Consider the following 24301-nt stretch of genomic DNA (forward strand, 5'->3'; position numbering starts at 1 on the left):
ACGCATGGATCTCTCCGCCTTCACGCCGGGCTCCGCGCTTGTCACCGTCGTCGCGCTGGCGATCGCGCCCTTCTTCGCAGTGATGGTGACGAGCTTCACCAAGATCGTGGTCACGCTCAGCCTACTGCGCAATGCGCTTGGGTTGCAGCAGGTGCCGCCCAACATCGTGCTGAACGGCTTGGCCCTGATCCTCACGCTCTATGTGATGTATCCGGTCGGCCAGCAGATGCAGGATGCGGTGCAGGCGCCGATGGCCACGGTCACTTCATCCACCACCAGCATGATGGACACGGTCGATCGCGCAAAGGAGCCGCTGCGCGAATTCCTAATCAAGCATAGTGATCCGCGCGAGCGCAATTTCTTCTTGAAGACCGCGCAGCGCGTCGGCGATCCAGTGCGCGCGGCCGGCATGAGCGACCGCGACTTCATCGTCGTCACGCCTGCCTTCGTGGTGCGCGAACTCAGCCTCGCCTTCCAGATTGGCTTCCTGATCTACCTGCCGTTCCTGGTGATCGATCTCGTCATATCGAACATCCTGCTCGCGATGGGCATGATGATGCTGTCTCCCACCACGATATCGCTGCCGTTCAAGCTGCTGCTGTTCGTGCTGGTCGATGGCTGGGTGAAGCTCGCCCACGGCCTGGTGCTGTCCTATGCTTAGCGGCCGGGGGACAGGCGCATGAACAGCGATATCGTCAGCCTGACGATCGATGCGCTGTGGCTGGTGCTGATCCTGTCGGCACCGCCGATCATCGTCGCGTCGGTCGCAGGCCTGCTGGTTGCTGTGATCCAGGCCGCCACCCAGATCCAGGAACAGACGCTGCAATACACGATCAAGTTCTTCGCGATCGTGGTCACCCTGTTCATCACGGCTTCGCTGCTCGCCAGTTCGCTCTATCGCTTCAGCGACCGGGTGTTCAGCGAATTCCCTATGATGGTCCGGCGGTGAACGGATGGGCGGATCAGGTTCTACTGATCGGCGTGGCGACCGCGCGGATCGCGGCCGCCTTCCTGCTGATGCCGCTGTTTTCGACCGAGACGATCCCCGCGCTCGTGCGCAATTCGATCTTCGTCGCGTTCGGCCTGGTCAGCCTGCTGCTGCAGCCCAACATGCCGCTGTCGATGGCCCCGCTCGATTGGGCGACGATGATGCTCAAGGAGGCCTTCATCGGGCTCACGATCGGCTTCTTCTTCGGATCGGTGCTCTGGGCGATGGAGGCGGCCGGCCAGATCATCGATACCAAGATCGGCGCCACCATGGCCCAGGTGGTCGATCCGCTGTCGGGCCATCAGACGTCGCTCAACGGCGCGTTTCTCGGCCGGCTGGCGAATGTGGTGTTCGTCTTCTCGGGCGGCCTGATGCTGCTGGTGGGCATCCTGATGGAAAGCTATGCGGTGTGGCCGATCAGCGCATCGCTGCCGCACCTCGATCTGCGCGGGCTGGCGCTGTTCGAACAGGAATTCGGCCGGCTGATGATGCTGGCTACCTTGTTCGCCGCCCCGGTGCTGACGGTACTGTTCATGATCGATGCCGGGCTGGGGCTGATCAACCGCTTCGCGCAGCAGCTGAACGTGTTCGCGCTGTCGATGTCGATCAAGTCGTTCGCGGCCACCTTCCTGATCTTGCTGCTGCTCGGCGGCTTCGTGGAAGCGCTGGTGCGCGATATCATGAGCCGCCCGGCGATCCTGCAGGGTCTGCTGCGCGCGATGCCGGTGTGATGGCCGCCCCGGCGCCCGAGGATGATCGGCTGGCTGCCATCGCCGAATTGCTGCGCGCGGCCGATGCGCTGCCCGCGGGCGATCCGCCGGTGGCGCTGGGCGAACATATCGTGGCGGCCGCGCGCGTGCCGCGCCGTCACCGCGATGCGCTGCTGCGGCTGACGCCGACCGAGCTGACCGTGATCCGCTTTCTCGGCTGGGGCCGGTCGAACGCCGATATCGGCACGCTGCTGCTGATCTCGGAGAATACGGTGCGCGTCCACCTGACCAATGTCAGCCGCAAGCTGGAACTGGACGGGATGCGCGAGCTCGCCGCGCTCGCCGGCATGCTCTTTTATCCCGACGATTGAACGGCTCGCGGCATCGGCGGTTCAGATTCGGCCGCGTAGCCACACATCGGATTGGAACGATCGATCAACCAAGGAGACTCGCGATGAAAGCCAGCAGGATGCAACGCCTCGTCTGCGGCGTGATGCTGATCGGTGCCGTCGCCGCCCCCGTCGGCGCGCAGGATTTCACGATGAGCATCCACGACAGCTTCTCGAACACCCGCAACGCGCTTGCCACCTCGCATATCGGCCGGCTGAGTTCGCCATCCTATCGTCGCGCGCCGTCGCGTCGGCCGGTGGCGGCGGCGCCGGGCAGCGTCGGGCTGTTCGGCAGCGCCTTTGCGGGTGGAACGGCAGTCCGCGCCGCGCCCGCGGCTGCGGCCGGAGCCAATCTCGGTTTCGCCAGCAGCGCGGCGACCAGCCGCCAGGCCGTCAACGAATTCGTGCAGCGTGTCCAGCGCAAGAACCCGCAAGCCGCGCGTGAACTGGCCGACCAGCTCGGTCGCCACAATGTCAGCGGCATCTACAGTGGCATCGTCCGCCCCTTCGGATTGACCGCCACCAACCTCGCCGATGTCACGACCGCCTATGTGATCCTCGGCTGGATGGTCGCGAACCAGGCGGGCAACCCCTCGCCGCGTTCGGTTCGCGCCGTCCGCAACCAGGTATCCGCGCTACTGGCGCAGGATCCGCAATTCCGCTCCGCCGCGACCCGCACTGCCGTGGGCGAGGAGGTGAAGGTGTTGTTCGTGGTGCTGCACGCCGGCATGCAGGCCGCCACGCGCGAACGATCGATGGCGCAGTTCAGTGATGGCACGCGCCAGATGTTCCGCCAGATCGCAGGCGAGGACTTCCGCAGTTTCACGCTCACACCGGACGGGTTCGTCCGGCGCGGCTGATGCCGCCTGCGGCCGCGATCCGCACCGCGCGGCTGTCGCTTGATCCACTGCGATTGGGTGACGCCGCTGCGATCGCGCGGCTTCATGCCGATCCGCGCGTCAGCCGCTATCTGCTCGATGGCGTGCCGCGCACCCTGCGCGACGCGACCATCTATATCGGCTGGGCGCTCTCGCTCGCCCCGCCCGCCTGCGTCTATGCGGCCCGCCGCCCGGGCGAGGCCGATCTGATCGGCCTGTTCTCGCTGGTGCCGTTCGGCGAAGGCGGCCCGCTTGAGCTGGGCGGCAAACTCGCGCCCGCCGGCTGGCGCGGCAACCTCGCCTTCGAGGCGGGAACGGCACTGATCGATCATGTCTTCGCCGATCTCGGCCATGACGAGCTGGTCAGCGCGCATCATCCGGACAACCGATCGGTGCCCGCGATCCTCGCCCGGCTGGGCTTTGCCGAAGCCGGCGAGACCAGCGTGTTCGGCTCCCCCGCCCGCCTGATGCGGATGACCCGCGCCGACTGGGTTAGTCGAAACGACTAGCGCGTCTAATCGGATCGCGCATCGCGGCCGGCGGGGCGGCGTGGGACAAGGGCCATGTTGAATTTGCCGGGGCGGAACCCCGGGTGCAGTCCAGAGAAAGGATCGACACATGTCCGGTGGCTTCAATCCCGTGAACCTCGTCACCCAGACCGCGCTTGCCGGGCTGACCGGGGGCACCAGCCTGATCGTCAGCCAGATGCTGCGCCAGGTCGTCTCCTCGCTTATCCAGAACGTCATCCAGACGATCGGCACCGAACTGGGCGTGCCGCAGTCGGTGATCGATATGGCGCAGGGCGCCGCCGCCGGTTCGGTCGGCGACTTCCAGGGCGCCGCGCAGAATTACGGCGAGGCCGCGCAGGGCTTCACCGAACTGGCCGGCAGCTTCGCGCAGCAGCTGGGCGCGTCCCCGCGCGAACAGGGCGAATTCGAGAATCTGGTCCAGAACCAGCGCGACAGCTTCCTCGACTCGCTGCGCAAGAACAATCCGTTCGTGGACGAGGAAGGCAATTCCGGCGCGTTCAAGGCGCAGTCCGGTGGCAAGGGCAGCTGGCTGATGGCGCTGGCCGCAGCGCTCGGCCGCAAGCTGGACGAAGCCCAGGCCCAGTTCGAGAGCAAGATGGACTCGACCGATTGGGAGGACTCGAAGGCCTCGATGGAGATGCAGGCCTCCGCGCAGGAATTCAGCCTGTTCATGAGCACCGCCACCAACGTCATCAAGACGGTCGGCGAAGCGCTCTCGCAGATGGCCCGCAAGCAGTAAGCCTTGCGGATCGCTTGAAGGGGGGCGGGTCCGGCAACGGGCCCGCCCCTTCGTCGTCAGTCACAGGAGCAGACCATGGTCGCCATTTCGATCCCGAGCAGCGTCAACACGGGCGCCGCATCTCTCGCTCTCGACGCCAAGATCGGCACGCCTGGCCACGAACGGACCGATTCGTCCGATCAGGCAGTGGAAAGCGGTTCGACCCAGCAGATGAACGACGGCAGCCCCACCACCGATCGCAAGCCATCGGGCCGCGCACTGGATGGCGAAACCGGGTTCGACGGGCTGTTCCTGGCCCCCAGCCCGCTCGATCGGTTCCGCTGAGCTACCGGGTTCCATCGGCAGGCCTAGTCGCTCCGCTTATGGTGTCGCCCGCCGCTCGCGCCTAACTTGATCATCAGCACTAAGAGAGACTTGCCATGACCAGCATCGATCGCCTGTCGGGGACGACCCCCCTCTCCGCCGCCGCCGGCACCGCGGGCGATGCGCGCGGCCTTGCCGATCGTGCGATGGGCGAGATCGGCGATCGCCTGCTCGCTTGGTCGGGTGCGATCTCGGGCGGCGCGTCCCCCGCGGGCTTCCGTCCCGACACGGCCGAGCTGGCCCGTGGCGGCGATATCTACGGCCTGCGCCAGCTCGGCTCCGAGCTCGGCGATCGGCTCGGCGCAACGCCGACCGAGCAGGGCACGCTGCTGCGCGCGGTGGAGGATTTCACGCGCGCCGCCGCCGTCCAGATCCATGGCCTCGCCGGCGCAGGCAGCGAACGCCAGACCGCCGGCATCACCGAGGCGCGTGAAACGGCTCTGGCCGAGCCCGCGCCCGAAGGAGTTGACGGGCTGATCGAACGGCTGGGCATCGCCACCGATGCGCTCGTCCGGCAGAATGGCGGCTGATCCATGGCCGGCGCCAGCCGCAGCGATGCGATCGGCGATGCCCGCGAGGGCCGCAACCGGCTGACCGATCTCGTCCGCGAACGGATGGACGATACCGGCAACGGCCTCACCCGCAGCCAGATCGATCACAACGCGGCCCGCCTGTCGCCGCTGGAAAAGCTGGTCGCCGATGCCGGCCCGCTCGGCAAGTTCATGGTCGATCGCGATGATGCGCTGCCAGCCGGGACCTCTGCCTTCACGGTGCGATCGGCCGATACCGCGATCCGCGTCGCATCGCGCACCGGCATCGTCACCGAACCGGTGCTTGCCGGCAACCCGCTGATCGCGCCGCCCGCCCCCGAACGCGCCAACGCCGCCTCCACGCCTGATCCGCACGCCGTTCACGCCGCTGCTGCGATCGTCGCCGCGCAGGCTGCCGATCCGGTCGCCAGGCTTGCGGTCACCGCGCTGCCGCTCGGTCTGGATGCCGGCAACCGCATTGGCCAGCCGTCGCGCGATCCCGTCGCAAGTGAGCCCGCGCCGCCGGTCACCGCTCGGCCATCGGCCGAACCTCAGCGCCCCGCCCCGGAACAGCCGTCCCCCCAGCCAACCACAGCCCGCGCCAATCCGGCTGCCGTGTTGGCCGGCCAGGGGCTTGTCGATCTGCTCGCCGCCGGCGTGCCGATCGCATCGCCGCATGATGCGCCGCCGGGCGCGGTGCTGGTCTATCAGGCGCTCAGCGGCGGTCCCGGCGCGCTCGAACTGCGCGTACCGAACGGGTTCGCGCGCGAAGGCGTCTCGGCCGATCCTCTCACCGGCGCGGCGCTGGAAGGCAACGGCTATCGGCTGAGCGCGGTCTATGCCGGCGAGGCGACGCAACCTCGCGGCGCGGCCACGCGTTGATTATCGAACCGTTCGGCCTCAGCCGGCAGCCACTTGCGGGGAGACCATCGATGACCTTGCCGTTCCGCCTGATTGCAATTGCCGGAGCCGGACTGATTGCCGCCAGCGGTGCCATCGCTGCACCCGATGCGCTGAAGGGCAAGTTCGGCACGCTCGAGGTCGTTCAGGCAGGCTCGGAGGACGCGCTCAGTTTCGACGATCAGGTGATCGGCCGCCCGTTCGGCGGCGAGCTTGTCGATACGCTCGAGATCGTCGGCCGCCATCGGGTTGCAGGCGACGATGTGTATATCGTTCGCGGCGGCCGTGGTGGCGATTGCCCATCGCGCTACGTTGCCGTCACCGCGCGCCGCGGCGGGCCGCCGACCGTGTCGCAGCCGTTCGGCACCTGCGCCCCCATCCAATCCTCGCAAAGCCGCAACGGCCTCAGCGTAACGATGCCCGATGCCGGCGGCGGACCCATGACCTACGCTTATGCAGGCGGCGAGATGCGCCCGATCGCACCGTCAGTCGCTGCCACGGTCGCCACCGCCGCACCGCAAACGTGCCGGCTCTATGGCCAGGCCGGCACCTCGCCGCAGGAAGGCGCGGCGCTGATCGCCTCGTTCGAGCGCGGCTATCCCCGCGCGCTGCGCCGCGGCGGCCGCGTCGACAAGGCCGGGCTCACGCGCGAACAGCTGCAGGAAATGGTGATCGGCATGGCGTGCCTCGCCACCTGGCCCGGCGCGGATCCGCTGGTGCCGGAAACCGCACGACCGCTATTCCGCAACCGCCGTTATGGCGGCGATGCGTTCGCGATGCTCGATGCGGTTGCACGCGCGCCGGACACGGCGGAGCCGCTGCGGGCCGCGGTCCGCGCCTTTGCCGCCAAGATGTATTACCAGGCGTCGATCGGCTGATCCGATGCGCCGCCGCTCCCTCCTCCTTCTGGAGACGATCGCCATGTCGCTCAGCATCACTACCGGCGTCGCCGCCGCGCCGGCCGACGACCGCCGCCTGTTGCTCGATGCCGCGCGCAAGCCGGCCGAAACGGTGCTGGCGCGCAAGGTCTGGCTGAAGGAAAAATCGGTCCGCACCAGCGGTGACTGGGCATTCGTGCTGGCCGAGCTGCAGGGCGCGGACGGCCGCCCGATCGATTATCACGGCACACCCAAGGCCCAGCAGGCCGAGGCCGGCTTCCTTTCCAAGGACTATGTCGCGCTGCTGCGCCGGCAGGACGGCAAGTGGCGCGTGGTCAAGGATGCAATCGGCCCGACCGATGTCGTGTGGGAAGGCTGGTCGCAGGAGTTCGGTGCACCAGCCGATCTGTTCAAGCTCTGACGGCTCGGCTCCCTACAACGAAGCCGAAAGCGCGAGCGCGCCCCGCCTAATAGCTTCCATGCTCGCTGCCGCGGGACCACCAGCTGAAGGTGCGCGTCAGGTCGCCTGTCGAGAACATCGTAAACCCACGATTGCGCTCATAGCCCATCGCCGGCCGGCCATCGAGCCGACCTGACCACCAGGGGCCTTGCCGCCGCCCGTCGAACTGGATGCGGCGCGCGCCGATCGTGAAGGTCATGCGATGCCGACCACCGGGCATCGCGCGATCGGTCAGCGTGCAGGGCGTCGGCCGCGCCTCGCCGATCTGGCAGGTCAGCCCGCCCGTCGTGATCGGCGGTGCGGCTGCGAGAAGAAGGGCGGCGATCATCGTCATGGATCAATAACGCCACAAGCGGGACGGCGTTGCCACCGTCCCGCATCGCGACGAAACAGCCGAAACTCGTCAGCGATTGGCGATCTCGTTGGCGCGCACCCGGCGCTCGGCCGAGTCGCCATTGACGTCGGCGGGCCGTTCGTAGCGGCGGGTGACGATCTCCGCGGCGTCGGCCGGGTTGGTCGCCCCGCGCAGTGCGTTGGCTGCGCCGCGCTCGGTGGTGCTGAGCTCGTGCTGCACGAAGCGCAGCTGCTGTTCGAAGCTCGATCCCTGGATCGGCCGGCCGGCCCATGCCTGGAAATCGGCCTGGCGCGGGCCTTCCCATTGCGCCAGCCCATAGCCGGGGCCGCCGCCGATCTGGCGGATGCCCGGATCCATCCGGCTCTCCATATCGAGATTGGCGACGATGCCGATCGCCTGGTCGCGCGTCCAGCCTTGGTTCTGGAAGAAGGTGATCGCTTGGTCGATGCGCTGGTCGCGCGTGCCCTCGCCGGTCGGGGCCGGGCCGTTCACGCCGCCCGTGCCTTCTGTGCGGGTGCCACCATTGCCGCCCCCGGTCACCCCGGCCGGCGCGCGCAGGATCACCGCGCCATTGTCGAGCGCCCAGCTCAGGTTGTTCTCGGAGATGCGCTGGCTGCCGTCGGAATTGACGTTGTTCGATCCGATCATGCGGCCATTGCCCGCATAGATCTCGGTGTGCGACACGCCGCCGCCCTGGATGATGACGACATCGCCGGGCCGCGCTTCGGACGGGCTTACCTGCGTCCAGCCATTGCCGCGCAGCGTGCTGTTCAGCTGCGCCACCGAATTGGTATGCTGGCCCGCGGGCAGTTGCCCCGCCTCGGTCAGCACGCCGGACACGAAGTTCGCGCAGCAGACATTGTTCGGAACATTGGCGTCCATCGGCAGGTCGTCGTTGCGGTTGACCTTCAGCGACGAGGCATTCTGCCCGAGATACTGGCGCGCCACCTCATAGGCGTTGCTGCCGTTGCCAGCAGGCGTGCCGCCGACCCCGCCGACGCTGCCGCTCGATCCCGTGCCGCCGACGCCGGCAAAGCTGATGCGCTGGCCGGGGAAGATCAGATCCGGGTTCTTCAGATTGTTGGCCCGCGCCAGATCGTGCCAGTCCACGCCGTGCCGCGCCGCGATCTCCGACAGCGTATCGCCGGGCTTCACCACATAATCACTGCTGGGGCTGCGTGCGCTGACGCTGGCATTGGCTTGGACTGAAGATACGCCTGTCATGATCGCCACTCCGGCTGTTCCGATGGTGCCCAAGCTAATGGTCGCAACGGCACGGCGTCTGTAATCGAAATGCGTAGCGCCCCCGGCCCAGCGGCTAATCGATCCGACTAGACCGGCTAATCGGATCGCGGAGCGCGCCCGCGGACCGGCCATGGTCTTATGAACTCGAACCTGTCGCGGATTTCGAGGACCCATCATGGCGCTTTCACCGCAACCCATCGGGCAGACCCCGCCCCCGCCGCCCACGCCCCGCGGCGACGCAGCCGAAGCGGCGCGGCTGGTCGACAGCAGCCGTCGCGGCGGCAGCCTCGACAGCGATGCGCTGGCCGCCGGCCTGCTTCAGTCCAGCGCAGGACGCAGCGATGGCGGCGTTTCGCTGCGGGCTGCAGTCGATGCGCAGCTAACCCCGGTCCAGCGCGGTCAGCTCCAGTCCGCGATCGATACCCAGTTACGTGCCCAAGCGGCGCCGACCGGCGGGCCCGATCGCGGCTCGGTCGCGATGGATCTCACCCAGATCGCGCTCGACATCACGGGCATCTTCGATCCCACCCCGATCTCGGATGGGTCGAACGCGCTGATCTCGCTCGGCCGCGGCGATTTCCTGGGGGCGGGCATCTCCGCGCTCGGCATCATCCCGGTGCTGGGCGATGCCGCCAAGCTCGGCAAGCTCGGCAAGTGGGCCGAAAGCGTGGCCAATGCGGCGGAGCTGGCGGTCCGCGATCCGGGCTTCCGCAACCTTGTCGCCCCGACGCTGGAAAAGATCCGCGACGTCATCCGCGCCGCGCCGCTCGACAGCTTGCCGGCCTCCGCGCGCCAGCAGCTGGAAGGCATGGCCCGCAAGATCGACGAAGCGCTGGTCCCGCCCGGATCGGTGGTGCGCATCGGCCCATACGAGGCGACGGTCCGCGGCCAGCGCGTGACGCTCGACAATATCGAGCTGCGGTCGGTCGACTATCTGAAGCGCGATCGGGCGAGCTATGCATCGCTGCGCACCGAGTTCGATCGCGGCGTCCGCGCCGATTTCGCGCGCAACCTGGCCACCGATCCCGCCAACGTCACCGCGCTGCGCCAGGCCGGGCTGAACGATGCTCAGATCGCGCGCCTGGCCGAAGGCAAGATCCCGCAGGGCTATCAGGTCCACCACAAGCTGCCGCTGGATGATGGCGGCACCAATGATTTCTCCAACCTCGTGCTGATCCGCAACGATCCGATGCACATCGGGTTGACCAATGCGCAGCGCTCGCTGGTCGGCGATCTTGCCGTCGGTGAATCGCGCCGTGTCGACTTCCCGGTGCCGCCCGGCGTCGTCTATCCTGCGGTGCCGTGATGCCGGAGATGTCGATGATGCCGATCGAACCCGTTCTCGTCGAGATCCGCCAGGAGCAGCAGGCGGCAGGAGAGGTCGTGCGCCCCGGTGCCACCCCCGCCGAGATCGCCGCGGCGGAGGCGCAGGTCCGCGCCCAGCTCGGCGCGACGCTGCCGCTCGACTATGCCGCCTTCCTCGCGATCCGGAACGGCGTCGATTATAACGGGCTGGTGCTGTACGGCGCGCTCGATACGCCTGCCCATCCCGGCCCCGGCGGTTTCTGGCAGGGACTGGTCGCCGCCAACAAGGCGTGGCGCAGCGAAAGCGGCAACGAACAGCTGCTGATCCTGGGCGATAGCGACATGGATCTCTATGCCGTGCCCGTCGCGGGCGGCGCACCAGGCAAGTTCGATCGCGTCACCGGCGAGCGGGTCGAGAGCTATTCCGATGTCGAAACGATGATCGAGACCGCGCTGCGCGATCGTCTGTGATGGTGGAAGACTGACTCAGGCGTTCCGGCAGGATCGCTGGCCGGAGGCATCATATGAAGGTCGAAGCGGCGGCATCGTCGGCCCGAGGGCCCGAGACGATGCCGCCGCTTCACCGCATCAGGCGGCGGCCTTTTCCTCGGCCGGGCTCGGGCGCTTCTCGAACACCTCGTCGATGATGCCGAATGCCTTGGCTTCGTCGGCTTCGAGGAACTTGTCGCGGTCCATCGCCTTCTCGATCTCCTCGATCGCCTGGCCGGTATATTTCGCATAGAGCGAATTCAGCCGGTGGCGCATGCGCAGAATCTCGCGCGCCTGGATCTCGATGTCGGCCGCCATACCCTGCGCCCCGCCCGAAGGCTGGTGGACCATGATTCGCGCGTTGGTCAGCGCGACGCGCATGCCGGGCTCACCCGCGGCCAGCAGGAAGCTGCCCATCGAGGCTGCCTGGCCGATGCAGACGGTGCCGATCCGTGGCCGGATATACTGCATGGTGTCGTGGATCGCGAGCCCAGCGGTGACGACGCCACCCGGGCTGTTGATATACATGTAGATGTCCTTCTTCGGGTTCTCGGACTCGAGGAAGAGCAGCTGGGCGGTGATCAGCGAGGCCATGTGATCCTCGACCTGACCAGTCACGAAGACGATGCGCTCGCGCAGCAGGCGGGAATAGATGTCGAAGCTGCGCTCGCCGCGGTTCGACTGCTCGATGACGATCGGAACGAGGCCGGCGCTGATGTCGGCATGATCGGGATAAGCCATGGGGGAATGCGGTCCTTCTGCCCTGTAGGCGACCAACATCGGCGCTCGGCAGAATCAGTTCAAGGGGGTTGCGGCGCGAACTCTACGCAGGCGCGACGGACGGCATCCGCGCGGCCGGCCGGGCCCTCGGGCCGGGCAATGAAAAAGCCCCGGCGCTCAGGCCGGGGCTTGGATCGATCAGGCCTCGGCCTTCTTCTTGGGTGCCGCCTTCTTCTTGGCGGCGGGCGCGGTTTCTTCGACCGCGACCGGAGCATCCGCCGGCTTCTTCTTGGCGGCCGGCTTCTTGGCGGGGGCAGCCTCGTCCGGGGCGGCACCAGTCGCCTCGGCGGCCTCTACCGGAGCAGATTCGGCTGCCTTCGCCTTCTTGGCCGCCGGCTTCTTCACCGCAGCGCTTTCGGCTTCGGCGGGCTCAGCCGGTTCGGTCGCAGGCTCGGCAGACTTCTTCGCAGCCGTCTTCTTCGCCTTCGGCTTGGCCGGGGCATGGTCATGGTCATGGTCGTGATGATCATGGCCGCAGCCCGGGCCATGGACATGGCCGCCCGATGCGCCGCCATCCTCAGCCTCGATCGCCGCTTCCAGATCCGCGCGGGTGACTGCGCGATCGCTGATCTCGGCCTTGGCGAACAGCCAATCAACCACCTTGTCCTCATAGAGCGGCGCGCGCAGCTGGGCGGCCGCCATCGGATCCTGCTGGACATATTCGATGAACCGGCGCTGGTCCTCGCCGCGATACTGCTGCGCCGCCTGTGCGATCAGGCGGTTCATCTCTTGCTGGCTCACCTCGACGCCGTTCTGCTGGCCGATCTCCGACAGCAGCAGCCCCAGGCGCACGCGGCGCTCCGCGATCTTGCGATATTCCTCGCGATCCGATTCCATCTCGTCGCGGGCAGCCTGAGGGTCCTCCTCGTGGCTCGCCTCATGCTCCAGCTGCTGCCAGATCTGCGCGAACTCCGCTTCCACCATCGACGGCGGCACGTCGAAATCATGGGAAGCCGCCAGCTGGTCGAGCAGCTTGCGCTTCATGTGGGTGCGGGTGAGCCCGTTCAGCTCCTGCTCGATCTGGCCCTTCAGCAGCTCGCGCAGCTTCTCCAGGCTTTCGAGGCCGAGCGACTTGGCGAACTCGTCGTCGGGCGTGGTCACGGCCGGAACCTGGACCTTCTTCGCGGTCACGTCGAAGGTGGCTGCCTTGCCGGCCAGCGACTTCTCCGGATAGTCGTCGGGAAAGGTCACGTTCAGCTGGCGCGACTCGCCGAGCTTGATCCCTTCCAGCTGATCCTCGAAGCCCGGGATCAGGCGACCCGCGCCGAGCTCGACCGCCATGTCCTCGCCGGTGCCACCGGGGAACGCGACTTCGCCGACCTTGCCGACGAAATCGAGCACGACATTGTCGCCCTCGACCGCGGGGTGGCCGTCCTGCGCATCCTCGAACCGCTTGGATTGGCGCGCGATCCGGTCGACGGCAGTCGCGATCTCGTCCTCGCCCGGCTCCACGGTCAGCCGCTCCAGCTTCAGACCGTCGATCTGCGGCGCCGGCACCTGTGGCAGTACCTCGAGGGCAACCTTGACCTCGGCATCCTTGCCGCTGTCATAGTCGGCCAGCTCGACCGAAGGCTGCATCGCGGGGCGCAGGCCCTTTTCGCTCAGCAACGACTGCACGCCCTGCTGCACCGCCTTGTTCAGCGCGTCCTGCTCGAGAGCGGGGCCGTGCATCTTGCGGATCAGGTTGGCGGGCACCTTGCCGGGGCGGAAGCCGGGCATCTTGATCTGCGGCGCGACCTGCTTGATCTCCGCGTCGATCCGCTGGGCGATATCGGTGGCGGGGATGGTGATGGTGTAGGCGCGCTTCAGCCCCTCGTTCAACGTCTCGACGGTCTGCATGACGGGATTGGACCTTCTCTGAACAGAATTTCGTGTGGCAATCCGCCCGCTGGGCTGGGCGAAGCTGGTGCGGGCGAAGGGACTCGAACCCCCACATCTTGCGATACTGGAACCTAAATCCAGCGCGTCTACCAGTTCCGCCACGCCCGCTCGCCGGACCGCCGGTCGGCGGGGTCTATAGCAGGCGGCGGCCCGAGGGCAAGGGACGGCGCCGAGGTTGTGACGGAGCGCATGGCCGACTGCCGCGTTGGTGGGGCATTCGACAGGAGATGACCATGGCCAGCGCCCCGCCCGATCCAAATCCGGATAGCCCGCCCAGCACCGATCCGGCCGTGACGCCCGGCCGCGAGAATATCGAAGATCCGACGCCCGGCAGCCAGCCCGAGCCTGCCCCGTCGGAAGATGCCGGCCTTCCCGGCGGCACGGGTGGCACCGGCGGCACCAACCATCCGCAGGACGACTGACGCTCGATCTGCTAGCCGCCAACCCATGACCGACCCGATCCTCCTCAGCGGTGATCGACTGGATGTCGCGATCAGCCCACTGGGCGCTGAACTCCAGTCGATCGTGGATGCCGATGGCAATGACTGGCTGTGGGATGGCGATCCCGCCGTCTGGTCCGGCCGTGCGCCGCTGTTGTTCCCGATCGTGGGTCGGCTGACGAACGACCTGCTGCACGTCGATGGCCGATCCTTTCCGATGGCGAAACATGGCTTCGCGCGCCGATCCCGTTTCGAGATGATAGGCGTGGAGAGCGATCATGCCCTGTTCCGGCTGGAGGACAGTGCGGAAACCCGAACGAGCTATCCCTACCCGTTCCGGCTGGACGTCAGTTACCGTATCGCCGGCAACGCGCTTGATATCACCGCTTCGCTGCTAAATCCCGGCACCGCGCCACTGCCTGCCAGCTTCGGTTTCCATCCCGCGCTGCGATGGCCATTGCCGGGCGGCGTGGAGCGATCGCACCACCGGATATTGTTCGACGCGCCTGAGCCGGCCCCCATCCGCCGCATCGCGGATGATGGATTGCTGACCCCCGTGCCGCGGCCGAGCCCGGTCGAAGGCAGTATCCTGGCCCTGACCGACGATCTGTTCGTCGAGGATGCCGTGATCTTCGACCGGCTTGCCAGCCGATCACTGACCTATGAGGCGATCGGCGGCAGCACGGTGCAGGTTGATTTTCATGGCCTGCCGCATCTCGGCATCTGGACGAAGCCGGGCGCGCCCTACCTCTGCATCGAGCCTTGGCAGGGCTTTTCCGATCCCGCCGGGTTCGAAGGCGATATCACCAACAAGCCCGGCATTGTGCTGGTCCCACCCGGCGACACGCGCGAATTCGCGATGCGGATGCGCTTCAATGCGCGCGACGAAGCAGAAGCGCCCGCGCTCGGCTGATCAGTTGCGAAGCTCGAACGGCTTGATGCCGGTGCCGAGCCGGTTGGTACCGAGCTTGAGCGGTTCGTGGCTCCAGTCCGCCAGAAACACCGTCTCGCGGCTGACGCCGGGTGCGATCGCGGCCTGGTTGTCCGCCACGATCAGCCCGGCCGACCGGTTATCCCGGCTTTCGGGTGCGACAGTGATGAAAGCGGAATAATTTTCCTTGTCGCGGCCCTGCACGAACTGATTGCCGCGAATCGCGCCGATCGCGCCGGCGGAAAGATCGATCATGTAGTTCGTCTTGCGGCCGTTGCTGTCATCGAAGCTGCTGTTGCTGATGTCGATCCGGGCAGCGCGGCTCTTCACATAATGGCCGCCCTGTCCTCGCTCGAACCGGGATTGGCTGATGCTGAGCGCGCCATAACCGCCGACATAGACGGAGTGGGCGCACCCCCCATCGCCTTCGCAGGTGCCAAGCCCGGAAAAGGTCGATCGTTCGATACGGATCGTGCCCGCTGCATCGTTGGCGGTCAGGATACCCTGCTGGCTGTCGCGGAACTGGCTGTCCACCACTTCGAGCGCGCCTTGCTCCAGCCGGATGCCCGCGCCGTTATAGTCGGCGACGCGGATGTTGCGGAAGGTAAGCCCGTCCACCTTGGCGGCGCTGCCGCGTAGGACGAGCGTGGCCTTACCCTCGCACGCGCCGCCGTCGAAGATCGCCTTGCCCGGATCGGTGGCGATGAAGGCGACCCGCCCGGCTTCCTGCACAGCGCAATCACGATAGGTGCCGGCCCTGATCGCGATCGTGCCATCGCCCTGCCCGATTGCAGCCACTGCATCCTGCAGCCGCCAGAACGCTCGGCCGCTTTCCACGATGGTGAAGGGTGGCGCGGGTTCCTGCGCGAAGGCGGCGAAAGCACCGGTGGCGATGGCGATCGGCAGCAGATAGCGAAGCATGAAGGCGGCTCTCCGGCGTTGCGACCTATCGCCTATCGCGTGCCCGGTTGCATCGCACTGATGATGCTTGGTTAAGCCTGTCTCGCGGCGGGACAGACGACAGCAATTGTCAGTTTTCCATGCGCGGCCATCCGTTACCCAGATCGCGCAGAGGATGCCCATCCGGGGCACCTGTTTGGGGAAACAGACCATGAAGACCTTGATGTTCGCGGGGGCCGCAGTCGCTGCGCTTCTCGCCACCGCGCCGGCCTCGGCGGCAAGCCAGCTGGTGTTGAGCAACGACTATGATGGGAACGCGTTCGTGGCGGGCGGCGTCACCATCAGCGGCACCGACAATGGCAGCGTCGTGGCGATCGACACCGTCGCCGGGGAAACTGCCGCGGGCCCGCGCTGGAGCGGTAACTTCTTCCAGAACACCAACACTGGCAATCCCGCCGCCGGTACCACGCTGACGCTGTCGAACCTGGGCGCGCACACCGGCATCACGATCGATTTCGTGCTCGGCTTCCTCAACAGCTGGGATGGCCCGACCGGCGGCTCGGCACCCGACTATTTCGATCTCTATGCCGATAACGCGCTGCTCGGTCGCTTCAGCTTCAGCAACGCCGCGGCAGAAGCCCCGCTGCTGAACGGTGCCACCATCGTTTCGCAAAACGGCCAGCATGGCGGCGGTATCTTCTTCAGCGACTCCATCGTCGACATGTCGACCGCGGCAGGGCTGACCTTCGCGCACACCGCTTCGTCGGTCACCTTCTTGGCGCAGGCGAGCGGCGAAGGCTGGCAGGGCGGCAGCGACGAGAGCTGGGGGATCGACGATCTGAGCGTCACACTAAACGGCGTCGCCAGCGCGGTGCCGGAGCCGGCATCGTGGGCGCTGATGATCGGCGGGTTTGGCCTGGTGGGCGGCGCGATGCGTCGCCGCGCCGCGCGCGTCACCTTCGCCTGATCGCACAACGATCGCAGGAGGGGCGTCCCGGGAAGCCGGGCGCCCCTTTCGCGAGTCAATCCAGATTGGGCCGCAGCCAGCGTTCGGCCGTGTCGAGATCGACGCCGCGCCGCGCCGCATAATCTTCCAGCTGATCGCGCCCGATCCGCGCCACGCCGAAATACTGGCTGTCCGGGTGCCCGAAATAGAAGCCGGAGACCGCCGCGGTCGGCAACATCGCGAAGCTCTCGGTCAGCGTCAGGCCCGTCCGCTCGGCCCCCAGCAGATCGAACAGCACCGGCTTCAGGCTATGTTCCGGGCAAGCCGGATAGCCGGGCGCGGGGCGGATGCCGCGATATTGCTCGCGGATCAGCGCCTCGTTGGTCAGCTGCTCGCCTTCCGCATAGCCCCACAGCGTGGTGCGGACATGCTGGTGCAGACGCTCGGCAAAGGCTTCGGCCAGCCTGTCTGCCAGCGCCTTCAGCAGGATATCCTGATAATCGTCGTGCGCGGCCTTGAAGGCGGCGATGTGCGGCTCGATGCCGTGGATGCCGACCGCAAAGCCGCCGATCCAGTCCCCCGCCGGGTCAATGAAATCGGCCAGGCACATGTTCGCCCGCCCCTCGCGCTTGGCGATCTGCTGGCGCAGCATCGGCAGCCGCTGGCCTTCGACGATGATGTCATCGCCCTCGCGCGCGCACGGCCACAAGCCGGCCACGCCCTTCGCAGTCAGCCAGTTCTCAGCAATGATCCGGTCGAGCATCGCCTGCGCGTCGGCAAACAGGCCGCGCGCGCTTTCGCCCACGATCGCGTCGTCCAGGATGGCAGGGTAATTGCCGGCCAGTTCCCATGCGCGGAAGAACGGCGTCCAGTCGATCGTCTCGCGCAGGTCGGCCAGCGGCCAATCCTCGAACAGATGCACGCCCGGCTGGCTCGGCGCGGCCGGCTTTTGGGCGAAATCCGCGACAAACGCGTTGCCCCGCGCCACCGCCAGCGGCGAAAGATCATTCTGCCCCTTGTTCGCGCGCGCTACCCGCACCGCCTCATAATCGGCCGCCGTCCGCTCGACGAAGCCGTCGCGCTGCGTGTCGGACATCAGTGTCGAAGCCACGCCCACCGCGCGGCTGGCATCCAGCACATGCACCACCGGCCCGTCATAGGCGGGCGCGATCCGGAGCGCGGTATGCACCTTCGACGTGGTCGCACCGCCGATCAGCAACGGCATCGTCATCTTCGATCGCGCCATTTCCTGCGCCACGGTCACCATCTCGTCGAGCGAGGGGGTGATCAGGCCGGAAAGGCCGATCATGTCGGCATCATTCTCGTTGGCGGCTTCCAGGATCTTCATCCACGGCACCATCACGCCGAGATCGATCACCTCATAGCCGTTGCACTGCAGGACCACGCCGACGATATTCTTGCCTATATCGTGCACGTCGCCCTTCACGGTCGCCATCACGATCCGGCCCTTGGCGCGGGTGCCTTCCACCTTCTCCGCTTCGATATAGGGCAGCAGGTGCGCGACCGCCTTCTTCATCACGCGCGCGGACTTCACGACCTGGGGCAAGAACATCTTGCCCGATCCGAACAGATCGCCGACGACGTTCATGCCGTCCATCAGCGGCCCTTCGATCACTTCGATCGGCCGTGCGTGCAGCAGCCGCGCCTCCTCGGTATCCTCGACGACATAGGCGTCGATTCCCTTCACCAGCGCATGTTCCAGCCGCTTGGTCACCGGCCAGCCGCGCCATTCCTCCGCCGCCTTGTCCGCCACCGCATCGGTGCCACGATATTTCTCTGCCAGCGTGATCAGCCGATCAGTCGCGTCCTCGCGGCGATCCCAGATGACATCCTCGCACGCCTCGCGCAGCACGGCGTCGATCGCATCATACACGTCGAGCTGGCCGGCATTGACGATGCCCATGTCCATCCCCGCCTGGATGGCATGGTAGAGGAACACCGAGTGCATCGCGCGGCGCACCGGCTCGTTGCCGCGGAAGCTGAACGACAGGTTGGAGACACCGCCCGAGATGTGGACGCCCGGGCACGCCGCCTTGATGTCGCGGCACGCTTCGATGAAGTCGATCGCGTAGCGTTTATGCTCATCGATCCCGGTGGCGACCGCGAAGATGTTGGGATCGAAGATGATGTCGGCCGGGTCGAACCCGATCCCGGTCAGCAGCGCATAGGCGCGGCTGCAAATCTCGACTTTCCGCGCCCGCGTATCCGCCTGACCGACTTCGTCGAACGCCATCACGACGACCGCGGCGCCATAGGCCATGACCTTCCGGGCGTAGCTCAGGAACTCAGCCTCGCCTTCCTTCATGCTGATCGAATTGACGATCGGCTTACCGGAAACGCACTTCAGCCCCGCCTCGATCACGCTCCACTTGGAACTGTCGATCATCACCGGCACGCGCGCGATATCGGGCTCGGCGGCGATCAGCTTCAGGAAGGTGGTCATCGCCACCTCCGCATCGAGCAGGCCTTCGTCCATGTTGACGTCGATCACCTGCGCGCCGTTTTCGACCTGCTGGCGCGCGACCTCGACCGCCCTGGCATAGTCGCCGGCCATGATCAGCTTCTTGAATGCCGCAGATCCGGTCACGTTGGTGCGCTCGCCGATATTGACGAACTGGGCGCTCTGCGGCGCGGTCTGCTCGGCTGGGTCTTCGATCACGGGTGCGGTGGCCATTTGCTTCGATCCATCAAAAATCATCGTCGCCCCTGCGCAGGCAGGGGTCCATGTCTCTCACCATGACAGGGACCGTTCGCGGCCACAGCCATGGGCCCCTGCCTTTGCAGGGGTGACCAAAAAAGGCTTCAGGCCGCCATCACGAACGGATCGAGCCCGCTCAGCTTGGTACGCCCGCAATCGGCCGGCAGCGCGCGCGGCGGCTTGGACGAGACCGCGCGCGCCATCGCGGCGATATGCGCCGGGGTTGATCCGCAGCAGCCGCCCACGATGTTGATCAGCCCGCTGGTCGCCCAATCGCCAATCATGCCGCCTGTGGTGGCCGGCTGCTCGTCATATTCGCCCAGATCGTTGGGCAGGCCCGCATTCGGATAGGCCATTAGCAGCGTATCGGCGATGCCCGATAGCGCCTGCACGTGCGGCCGCAGCAGATCCGCCCCGAACGAGCAGTTGAGCCCGATCGTCAGCGGCCGGGCATGGCGCACCGCATACCAGAATGCCTCGATCGAATGGCCGGAAAGGTTGCGGCCGGACATGTCGGTGATCGTCATCGAGATCATCAGCGGCACCTCGTGGGCGCGCTTCTTGCCCACTTCCAGCGCAGCCATGATCGCAGCCTTGGCGTTCAGCGTGTCGAAGATCGTCTCGATCAGGATGAAATCCGCGCCGCCATCAAGCAGCGCTTCGGTCTGCTCGGCATAGACCGACTTCAGCGTGTCGAAATCGATCGCACGGTAACCGGGGTCGTTCACGTCCGGAGACAGAGACAGCGTCTTGTTGGTCGGCCCGATCGCGCCGGCCACGAAACGCGGGCGGCCGTCCTGCGCCTCGAAATCGTCCGCTGCCTTGCGCGCGATGCGGGCCGCGGCGAGGTTCATCTCGTGCACCAGATGCTCGGCCCCGTAATCGGCCTGGCTGATGGTGTTGGCGTTGAACGTGTTGGTCGACACGATGTCCGATCCCGCCTCCAGATAGGCGCGGGTGATCTCGTCGATCACCTGCGGCTGGGTCAGCACCAGCAGGTCGTTATTGCCCTTCTGGTCGTGGCCGGTGTCGATGTCGCCGCGATAGCCGGCCTCGTCGAGCTTGTACGCCTGGATCATCGTGCCGAACGCGCCATCGGTCAGCAAAATGCGGTCGGCAGCCTGTTCGCGCAGGCGCCGCGCGGCGGCAGAGGGGATCAGCATCAGGCGGCTTCCTCGAGCGACGTGATCGGCGTGACCGGCCGCTTCCCCAGCAGGTGACAGATCGCGTAGGCGAGCTCGGCCCGGTTGAGCGTGTAGAAGTGAAGCTGGCGCACGCCGCCTGCATAGAGCTTGCGGCACATCTCCGCCGCCACCGTGGCGGCCACCAGCTGGCGCGTGGCGGGATGATCGTCGAGCCCTTCGAACAACCGGTCCATCCAAGCCGGGATCGCCGCGCCGCACATGCCGGCGAACTTGCGGGTCTGGGCCACGTTGGACACGGGCAGGATGCCGGGCACGATCTCCGCATCGATGCCGGCCGCCGCTACCCGGTCCTGGAAGCGGAAATAGGCATCGGGCGAAAAGAAGAACTGGCTGATCGCGCGAGTGGCACCGGCATCCAGCTTGCGCTTCAGATTGTCGACGTCGCTGTCGGCCGAATGCGCTTCGGGATGGCATTCGGGATAGGCGGCAACCGAAATCTCGAACGGGTGCAACGCGCGCAGCCCCGCCACCAGCTCGGCCGCGCTCTGATAGCCTTCGGGGTGGGGCACGAAGCGCTCGCCCTCACGCGGCGGATCGCCGCGCAGCGCGACGATGTGGCGCACACCTGCATGCCAATAGGCGTCCGCGACCTCCGCGATCTCGGCCTTCGACGCATCGACGCAGGTCAGGTGAGCCGCGGCAGGCACGTTCGTCTCGCGCACAATCCGCGCGACGGTGGCATGGGTGCGTTCGCGCGTCGATCCGCCGGCGCCATAGGTGACCGATACGAACCGCGGGGCCAGTGGCGCCAGCGTCTCGACCGCATGCCACAGCGTCTCTTCCATCTTCGCCGTCTTGGGCGGGAAGAATTCGAAGCTCACTTCGGCATCGCCCGCCAGATCGGCATAAAGCGGCGCGTCGAGCGCGCGGCGCGCTTCCTCGAGCTGGGTCAGGGTGAAGGTCATGCCGCAATCCTCTCGTCGCGCGCGGGCCGCCGCCCGAGCCATAGTTTCACCGTCAAAGCGCCGCCCTCGAGCCGCTCGACCGCCTCCAGCGCAAGGCCGGCGGCGGCAAACCAGCCGGCCAGCTGATCGTCGGCAAAGCCCAGCCGGGCATGCGCGTCCTGTGCGCGCAGTTCCTCCCGGTCGTGGCTGTCGAAATCCACAATCAGCAGCCGTCCGCCGCCGCTCAACAATCGCGCCGCTTCTGCGATCGCCGCCGCCGGCTGCTGCGCATAATGCAACACCTGGTGCAGGATCACCGTATCGGCACTCTCGCCCGCCAGCGGCAGCGCGTACATGTCGCCCTGGCGCAGCTCGGCGCGATCGAGCCCGATCTCCGCAAGCTTCGATCGGGCCATGCGCAGCATCTCCGGGCTGCGATCGACCCCCAGCGCGTGGTGCGCCGCGCCGCCCAACAGCGCGATCATCCGCCCGGTACCAGTGCCGACATCGACCAATCGGCCGATCGATTCCCGCCCCAGCACCTGCTTGATCGCGGCTTCGACCGCGCTCTCGGCGACATGGAGCGAGCGGATCGCATCCCAATTGCCGGCCTGGACCGCGAAATAACGTTCGGCGGCAGCGGCCCGGTCGGCCCGCACCGCCGCCAGCCGGGCGAGATCCGTCGCCGCCCAGTCGAAGCCGCCGTCCCACCCATCCAGCGCCGCGAGCAGCGGGGCGATGCGTGCAGCGTCGCCGAGGGCCAGGAACACCCAGCTACCCTCCTTGCGACGATCGGCAAGGCCGGCATCGACCAGAATCTTCACATGGCGTGATACGCGCGGCTGGCTCTGCCCGAGCACCTGTGCCAGTTCGCCCACCGACAGTTCCATCGCACGCAGCAATGCCACGATCCGCAGGCGCGTAGGATCGGCAAGGGCGCGGAAGATATCAAGGGCTTGGCGCATCGACATAAGGATATAAAGATATCTTTATATGCGCGCAAGCCGCTTGTGCACGCCCAAGCCCTATGGCAGGCGATCCGCAGGCGGGCTGACCGACCATTGTGCAGGATCAATGATGCATTTGCTTGTCGGTGCCGCTGCGTTAGCGTTCGTCGCAGGTCCTGCGATCGCTCAGCCATCGGCTGCGCCCGCGCCGACTGAAGCGCCGGTCGATGCGACTACCGAGGCTGATGCCGATGCCCCCCTGCCGCCTGCCGGACCGACCGAGGGTGATCCGTACGAGTCACTCAACCGCGGGATCTGGGGCTTCAATCAGGGCGTGGACAAGGTACTGCTGAAGCCGGCCTCGTCGGTCTATCGCTTCGTCACGCCGCGCCCCGCCCGCCGCGGCATTCATGCGATTTTCGCCAACCTCTCCGAACCCTGGTCGTTCATCAATAACCTGCTGCAGGGCAAGCCGGGGCCTGCGTTCAACAATCTCGGCCGCTTCCTGATCAACACCACGCTGGGCGTCGGTGGGCTCGCCGATCACGCGACCGATTTGGGGCTGAAGCCGAAGCCGGAGGATTTCGGCCAGACGCTCGCACGCTGGGGCGTGAAGTCGAGCGCCTATGTCGTCCTGCCCGTGCTTGGCCCGTCCACCGTGCGCGACGGCGTCGGCACCGGCGTGGCTTTCTTCGCCGATCCCTATCGCATCTGCCTGAACCAGTGCGTGAACCTCGACTTCGCCGAACAGGCCGGGATCACCGCGCTGTCGGTTCTCGATACGCGCGCCACGCTCACCGAAAGCGGCGCGGACGCTTTCCTCGAATCCAGCCTCGATCCCTATGCCTCGGCACGCTCGGCTTATCTGCAGCGGCGCGAGGCGGAGATTGCCGATACCGAGCGGAGCGAGGACGTCGATCCGGCGCCCGCGAGTGTCGATCCGACAACGCCCGAACCGGCCGAGCCGGCGCCGGTAGCGGATCCGTCCGCACCTGCCACGACCGCTGATCCCGTGCCCTCGGCTCAGACCCCCGACGCGCCGGCGGAGCCCGACGCAACCACGGATCAGCCCAAGCTTTCGTATCTGTTCAACGACCTGAAAGGATGACTGACATGAAGACTGCGCTGCCGATCCTCGCCCTTGCCGCCCTGGGCCTCGCTGCCTGCAGCCAGAACGCTCAGAACGAGACCGGTCAGGCCGCCGATGCGATCGCCGCTGACGTGAACGCGACTGCGTCCGAAGCGGTGCAGGAAACCGGCGAAGCGCTCGACGCGACCGGCGCTGCGATCGAGAACGGCGCGGCCGACGTCGCCGCGGGCGCGGAAGCCACCGGCTCGGCCATCGAGAATGGCGCGGAGCGGACCGCATCGGACCTCGACAACGCGATGTGATTGCCCGGCCCTCTCGGGGCCGGATCGTGAGGGCCGCGACCGCAGCGTGCGGCGCGGCCCTTTTCTTTGTCCGCCGCATCTGCTGTCTTGCGGAGCCAAGCTTAGGAGACAGGCATGCGGATCGGATTGATCGGATTGGCGCTGGCGGCGGTGATGCTGCCTGGGTGCGAGCGCGTTCCACCCGAGACCGCCGAGGAGGCGGAAGCGCTGAACGACGCCGCGAACATGCTCGATACCTCGCCCGACGACGCCGCGCTTCCCGCGCGCGACATCCCCGAGGAAACCAACGCGATCTAGTCGCGCGTGAAGATTTCTGCGTGATGGTTGGCAACGTCGAGCGACGGCCGCGTCGCATGCAATGACAGTATCCAAGAGATCCTACGCGGAACAGCGAGCCGCTCGCCATCGTCCTGATGACCATCGGGCAGCTCGAACTTCTCGTCGGTGCCGAAATCGATCGTGGGAAGTTCGTCGGCGATAAGCTGACGATAGACCGGATCATGTCACAGTGCGCGAT

The 24301-nt window shown here is 66.8% G+C and carries 29 protein-coding genes and 1 tRNA gene; 20 read left to right on the top strand and 10 right to left on the bottom strand.

Going from position 1 to position 24301, the window contains the following annotated elements; all coding sequences use genetic code 11:
* Positions 1 to 4: 4 nt before the first annotated feature.
* The 12 genes from sctR to ABC347_RS09300 all read left to right on the top strand — a co-directional run bounded on the left by sctR (position 5) and on the right by ABC347_RS09300 (position 7326).
* The gene (gene sctR / locus ABC347_RS09245) at positions 5 to 661 is read left to right on the top strand and encodes a type III secretion system export apparatus subunit SctR (RefSeq protein ID WP_413245441.1); all 657 of its coding nucleotides are present in this window, start codon (positions 5 to 7) and stop codon (positions 659 to 661) included.
* 18 nt (positions 662 to 679) lie between these two features.
* A complete protein-coding gene (gene sctS / locus ABC347_RS09250) occupies positions 680 to 949 on the top strand; it encodes a type III secretion system export apparatus subunit SctS (protein ID WP_413245442.1) in 270 nt (89 codons plus the stop codon).
* The gene (gene sctT, locus ABC347_RS09255; RefSeq protein WP_413245443.1) at positions 946 to 1719 is read left to right on the top strand and encodes a type III secretion system export apparatus subunit SctT; all 774 of its coding nucleotides are present in this window, start codon (positions 946 to 948) and stop codon (positions 1717 to 1719) included. The genes sctS and sctT overlap by 4 nt, the downstream gene beginning before the upstream one ends.
* Positions 1719 to 2069 (top strand): LuxR C-terminal-related transcriptional regulator, encoded by a 351-nt coding sequence (locus ABC347_RS09260; RefSeq protein WP_413245444.1) that lies wholly within the window; start codon positions 1719 to 1721, stop codon positions 2067 to 2069. Before sctT ends, ABC347_RS09260 begins: the two co-directional genes overlap by 1 nt.
* A gap of 83 nt (positions 2070 to 2152) precedes the next feature.
* A complete protein-coding gene (locus ABC347_RS09265) occupies positions 2153 to 2947 on the top strand; it encodes a hypothetical protein (protein WP_413245445.1) in 795 nt (264 codons plus the stop codon).
* The gene (locus tag ABC347_RS09270; RefSeq protein WP_413245446.1) at positions 2947 to 3474 is read left to right on the top strand and encodes a GNAT family N-acetyltransferase; all 528 of its coding nucleotides are present in this window, start codon (positions 2947 to 2949) and stop codon (positions 3472 to 3474) included. Before ABC347_RS09265 ends, ABC347_RS09270 begins: the two co-directional genes overlap by 1 nt.
* Positions 3475 to 3583: 109 nt before the next feature.
* Entirely contained in the window at positions 3584 to 4234 is a 651-nt protein-coding gene (locus ABC347_RS09275; RefSeq protein ID WP_413245447.1) for an EscF/YscF/HrpA family type III secretion system needle major subunit, read from the top strand.
* A gap of 75 nt (positions 4235 to 4309) precedes the next feature.
* Positions 4310 to 4558, top strand: a complete 249-nt coding sequence (locus ABC347_RS09280; protein WP_413245448.1) for a hypothetical protein — start codon at positions 4310 to 4312, stop codon at positions 4556 to 4558.
* A gap of 95 nt (positions 4559 to 4653) precedes the next feature.
* Complete coding sequence (locus tag ABC347_RS09285) at positions 4654 to 5127, top strand: hypothetical protein (RefSeq protein WP_413245449.1); 474 nt, start codon at positions 4654 to 4656, stop codon at positions 5125 to 5127.
* A gap of 3 nt (positions 5128 to 5130) precedes the next feature.
* On the top strand, positions 5131 to 6009 hold the full coding sequence (locus tag ABC347_RS09290) for a hypothetical protein (protein WP_413245450.1): 879 nt from the start codon (positions 5131 to 5133) through the stop codon (positions 6007 to 6009).
* A gap of 50 nt (positions 6010 to 6059) precedes the next feature.
* Positions 6060 to 6905, top strand: coding sequence for a hypothetical protein (locus ABC347_RS09295; protein ID WP_413245451.1), 846 nt, complete (start codon positions 6060 to 6062; stop codon positions 6903 to 6905).
* Between the two features lie 4 nt (positions 6906 to 6909).
* Entirely contained in the window at positions 6910 to 7326 is a 417-nt protein-coding gene (locus ABC347_RS09300) for a hypothetical protein (protein WP_413245452.1), read from the top strand.
* Between the two features lie 46 nt (positions 7327 to 7372).
* On the opposite strand, the gene ABC347_RS09305 is transcribed toward ABC347_RS09300, so the two are convergent.
* Together ABC347_RS09305 and ABC347_RS09310 are read right to left on the bottom strand one after the other, a co-directional pair.
* The gene (locus ABC347_RS09305; RefSeq protein WP_413245453.1) at positions 7373 to 7693 is read right to left on the bottom strand and encodes a hypothetical protein; all 321 of its coding nucleotides are present in this window, start codon (positions 7691 to 7693) and stop codon (positions 7373 to 7375) included.
* A 75-nt stretch (positions 7694 to 7768) separates the two neighbouring features.
* Entirely contained in the window at positions 7769 to 8944 is a 1176-nt protein-coding gene (locus ABC347_RS09310) for a phage tail tip lysozyme (RefSeq protein ID WP_413245454.1), read from the bottom strand.
* A 196-nt stretch (positions 8945 to 9140) separates the two neighbouring features.
* Here ABC347_RS09310 and ABC347_RS09315 point away from each other — a divergent pair, with 196 nt between their 5' ends.
* Positions 9141 to 10271 (top strand): hypothetical protein, encoded by a 1131-nt coding sequence (locus ABC347_RS09315; protein WP_413245455.1) that lies wholly within the window; start codon positions 9141 to 9143, stop codon positions 10269 to 10271.
* A 14-nt stretch (positions 10272 to 10285) separates the two neighbouring features.
* Positions 10286 to 10741 carry a YrhA family protein gene (locus ABC347_RS09320; protein ID WP_413245456.1) on the top strand — a complete coding sequence of 152 codons (456 nt, stop codon included), beginning with the start codon at positions 10286 to 10288 and terminating at the stop codon, positions 10739 to 10741.
* Positions 10742 to 10858: 117 nt separating this feature from the next.
* Here the strand turns inward: ABC347_RS09320 and clpP are convergent, their stop codons facing one another.
* The 3 genes from clpP to ABC347_RS09335 form a co-directional block, all read right to left on the bottom strand.
* On the bottom strand, positions 10859 to 11500 hold the full coding sequence (clpP, locus tag ABC347_RS09325) for an ATP-dependent Clp endopeptidase proteolytic subunit ClpP (protein WP_413245457.1): 642 nt from the start codon (positions 11498 to 11500) through the stop codon (positions 10859 to 10861).
* A gap of 177 nt (positions 11501 to 11677) precedes the next feature.
* Positions 11678 to 13378 carry a trigger factor gene (tig, locus tag ABC347_RS09330; protein WP_413245458.1) on the bottom strand — a complete coding sequence of 567 codons (1701 nt, stop codon included), beginning with the start codon at positions 13376 to 13378 and terminating at the stop codon, positions 11678 to 11680.
* Between the two features lie 65 nt (positions 13379 to 13443).
* A tRNA-Leu gene (locus ABC347_RS09335) sits at positions 13444 to 13528 on the bottom strand.
* Between the two features lie 125 nt (positions 13529 to 13653).
* Here ABC347_RS09335 and ABC347_RS09340 point away from each other — a divergent pair.
* Positions 13654 to 13842 (top strand): hypothetical protein, encoded by a 189-nt coding sequence (locus ABC347_RS09340; protein WP_413245459.1) that lies wholly within the window; start codon positions 13654 to 13656, stop codon positions 13840 to 13842.
* A 25-nt stretch (positions 13843 to 13867) separates the two neighbouring features.
* Positions 13868 to 14773, top strand: a complete 906-nt coding sequence (locus ABC347_RS09345) for an aldose 1-epimerase family protein (protein ID WP_413245460.1) — start codon at positions 13868 to 13870, stop codon at positions 14771 to 14773.
* On the opposite strand, the gene ABC347_RS09350 is transcribed toward ABC347_RS09345, so the two are convergent.
* Positions 14774 to 15712 (bottom strand): right-handed parallel beta-helix repeat-containing protein, encoded by a 939-nt coding sequence (locus ABC347_RS09350; protein ID WP_413245461.1) that lies wholly within the window; start codon positions 15710 to 15712, stop codon positions 14774 to 14776. It lies immediately after the preceding gene.
* A 190-nt stretch (positions 15713 to 15902) separates the two neighbouring features.
* Here ABC347_RS09350 and ABC347_RS09355 point away from each other — a divergent pair, with 190 nt between their 5' ends.
* On the top strand, positions 15903 to 16658 hold the full coding sequence (locus ABC347_RS09355; RefSeq protein WP_413245462.1) for a PEPxxWA-CTERM sorting domain-containing protein: 756 nt from the start codon (positions 15903 to 15905) through the stop codon (positions 16656 to 16658).
* 55 nt (positions 16659 to 16713) lie between these two features.
* Here ABC347_RS09355 and metH read toward each other — a convergent pair whose 3' ends face one another.
* From metH to ABC347_RS09375, 4 genes are all read right to left on the bottom strand, one after another.
* Complete coding sequence (gene metH, locus ABC347_RS09360) at positions 16714 to 19332, bottom strand: methionine synthase (RefSeq protein WP_413245463.1); 2619 nt, start codon at positions 19330 to 19332, stop codon at positions 16714 to 16716.
* A 128-nt stretch (positions 19333 to 19460) separates the two neighbouring features.
* Entirely contained in the window at positions 19461 to 20519 is a 1059-nt protein-coding gene (locus ABC347_RS09365) for a homocysteine S-methyltransferase family protein (RefSeq protein ID WP_413245464.1), read from the bottom strand.
* Entirely contained in the window at positions 20519 to 21466 is a 948-nt protein-coding gene (metF, locus tag ABC347_RS09370; RefSeq protein ID WP_413245465.1) for a methylenetetrahydrofolate reductase, read from the bottom strand. The genes ABC347_RS09365 and metF overlap by 1 nt, the downstream gene beginning before the upstream one ends.
* Entirely contained in the window at positions 21463 to 22410 is a 948-nt protein-coding gene (locus ABC347_RS09375; RefSeq protein ID WP_413245466.1) for an ArsR/SmtB family transcription factor, read from the bottom strand. Before ABC347_RS09375 ends, metF begins: the two co-directional genes overlap by 4 nt.
* 112 nt (positions 22411 to 22522) lie before the next feature.
* On the opposite strand from ABC347_RS09375, the gene ABC347_RS09380 reads away from it, so the two are divergent.
* The 3 genes from ABC347_RS09380 (at position 22523) to ABC347_RS09390 (ending at position 24081) form a co-directional block, all read left to right on the top strand.
* On the top strand, positions 22523 to 23500 hold the full coding sequence (locus ABC347_RS09380; protein ID WP_413245467.1) for an MlaA family lipoprotein: 978 nt from the start codon (positions 22523 to 22525) through the stop codon (positions 23498 to 23500).
* Between the two features lie 5 nt (positions 23501 to 23505).
* A complete protein-coding gene (locus ABC347_RS09385) occupies positions 23506 to 23784 on the top strand; it encodes a hypothetical protein (protein WP_413245468.1) in 279 nt (92 codons plus the stop codon).
* A 114-nt stretch (positions 23785 to 23898) separates the two neighbouring features.
* Positions 23899 to 24081, top strand: coding sequence for a hypothetical protein (locus ABC347_RS09390; RefSeq protein WP_413245469.1), 183 nt, complete (start codon positions 23899 to 23901; stop codon positions 24079 to 24081).
* Positions 24082 to 24301: the final 220 nt, after the last annotated feature.

Source organism: Sphingomonas canaveralia, assembly GCF_047238125.1.
Taxonomy (GTDB): domain Bacteria; phylum Pseudomonadota; class Alphaproteobacteria; order Sphingomonadales; family Sphingomonadaceae; genus JBDFMH01.

What these genes read in the sequence shown, in the direction of transcription:
- ABC347_RS09355 (WP_413245462.1), top strand. Translation starts at nt 15,903, where the DNA reads ATGAAGACCTTGATGTTCGCGGGGGCCGCAGTCGCTGCGCTTCTCGCC.
- metH (WP_413245463.1), bottom strand. Translation starts at nt 19,332, where the DNA reads ATGGCCACCGCACCCGTGATCGAAGACCCAGCCGAGCAGACCGCGCCG.
- ABC347_RS09390 (WP_413245469.1), top strand. Translation starts at nt 23,899, where the DNA reads ATGCGGATCGGATTGATCGGATTGGCGCTGGCGGCGGTGATGCTGCCT.
- ABC347_RS09365 (WP_413245464.1), bottom strand. Translation starts at nt 20,519, where the DNA reads ATGCTGATCCCCTCTGCCGCCGCGCGGCGCCTGCGCGAACAGGCTGCC.
- ABC347_RS09260 (WP_413245444.1), top strand. Translation starts at nt 1,719, where the DNA reads ATGGCCGCCCCGGCGCCCGAGGATGATCGGCTGGCTGCCATCGCCGAA.
- ABC347_RS09320 (WP_413245456.1), top strand. Translation starts at nt 10,286, where the DNA reads ATGATGCCGATCGAACCCGTTCTCGTCGAGATCCGCCAGGAGCAGCAG.
- ABC347_RS09340 (WP_413245459.1), top strand. Translation starts at nt 13,654, where the DNA reads ATGGCCAGCGCCCCGCCCGATCCAAATCCGGATAGCCCGCCCAGCACC.
- ABC347_RS09380 (WP_413245467.1), top strand. Translation starts at nt 22,523, where the DNA reads ATGCATTTGCTTGTCGGTGCCGCTGCGTTAGCGTTCGTCGCAGGTCCT.
- ABC347_RS09295 (WP_413245451.1), top strand. Translation starts at nt 6,060, where the DNA reads ATGACCTTGCCGTTCCGCCTGATTGCAATTGCCGGAGCCGGACTGATT.
- ABC347_RS09305 (WP_413245453.1), bottom strand. Translation starts at nt 7,693, where the DNA reads ATGATCGCCGCCCTTCTTCTCGCAGCCGCACCGCCGATCACGACGGGC.
- ABC347_RS09375 (WP_413245466.1), bottom strand. Translation starts at nt 22,410, where the DNA reads ATGCGCCAAGCCCTTGATATCTTCCGCGCCCTTGCCGATCCTACGCGC.
- ABC347_RS09300 (WP_413245452.1), top strand. Translation starts at nt 6,910, where the DNA reads ATGCGCCGCCGCTCCCTCCTCCTTCTGGAGACGATCGCCATGTCGCTC.
- ABC347_RS09265 (WP_413245445.1), top strand. Translation starts at nt 2,153, where the DNA reads ATGAAAGCCAGCAGGATGCAACGCCTCGTCTGCGGCGTGATGCTGATC.
- ABC347_RS09280 (WP_413245448.1), top strand. Translation starts at nt 4,310, where the DNA reads ATGGTCGCCATTTCGATCCCGAGCAGCGTCAACACGGGCGCCGCATCT.
- metF (WP_413245465.1), bottom strand. Translation starts at nt 21,466, where the DNA reads ATGACCTTCACCCTGACCCAGCTCGAGGAAGCGCGCCGCGCGCTCGAC.
- ABC347_RS09315 (WP_413245455.1), top strand. Translation starts at nt 9,141, where the DNA reads ATGGCGCTTTCACCGCAACCCATCGGGCAGACCCCGCCCCCGCCGCCC.
- sctR (WP_413245441.1), top strand. Translation starts at nt 5, where the DNA reads ATGGATCTCTCCGCCTTCACGCCGGGCTCCGCGCTTGTCACCGTCGTC.
- ABC347_RS09350 (WP_413245461.1), bottom strand. Translation starts at nt 15,712, where the DNA reads ATGCTTCGCTATCTGCTGCCGATCGCCATCGCCACCGGTGCTTTCGCC.
- ABC347_RS09345 (WP_413245460.1), top strand. Translation starts at nt 13,868, where the DNA reads ATGACCGACCCGATCCTCCTCAGCGGTGATCGACTGGATGTCGCGATC.
- ABC347_RS09290 (WP_413245450.1), top strand. Translation starts at nt 5,131, where the DNA reads ATGGCCGGCGCCAGCCGCAGCGATGCGATCGGCGATGCCCGCGAGGGC.
- sctS (WP_413245442.1), top strand. Translation starts at nt 680, where the DNA reads ATGAACAGCGATATCGTCAGCCTGACGATCGATGCGCTGTGGCTGGTG.
- ABC347_RS09285 (WP_413245449.1), top strand. Translation starts at nt 4,654, where the DNA reads ATGACCAGCATCGATCGCCTGTCGGGGACGACCCCCCTCTCCGCCGCC.
- ABC347_RS09270 (WP_413245446.1), top strand. Translation starts at nt 2,947, where the DNA reads ATGCCGCCTGCGGCCGCGATCCGCACCGCGCGGCTGTCGCTTGATCCA.
- ABC347_RS09385 (WP_413245468.1), top strand. Translation starts at nt 23,506, where the DNA reads ATGAAGACTGCGCTGCCGATCCTCGCCCTTGCCGCCCTGGGCCTCGCT.
- ABC347_RS09275 (WP_413245447.1), top strand. Translation starts at nt 3,584, where the DNA reads ATGTCCGGTGGCTTCAATCCCGTGAACCTCGTCACCCAGACCGCGCTT.
- ABC347_RS09310 (WP_413245454.1), bottom strand. Translation starts at nt 8,944, where the DNA reads ATGACAGGCGTATCTTCAGTCCAAGCCAATGCCAGCGTCAGCGCACGC.
- tig (WP_413245458.1), bottom strand. Translation starts at nt 13,378, where the DNA reads ATGCAGACCGTCGAGACGTTGAACGAGGGGCTGAAGCGCGCCTACACC.
- clpP (WP_413245457.1), bottom strand. Translation starts at nt 11,500, where the DNA reads ATGGCTTATCCCGATCATGCCGACATCAGCGCCGGCCTCGTTCCGATC.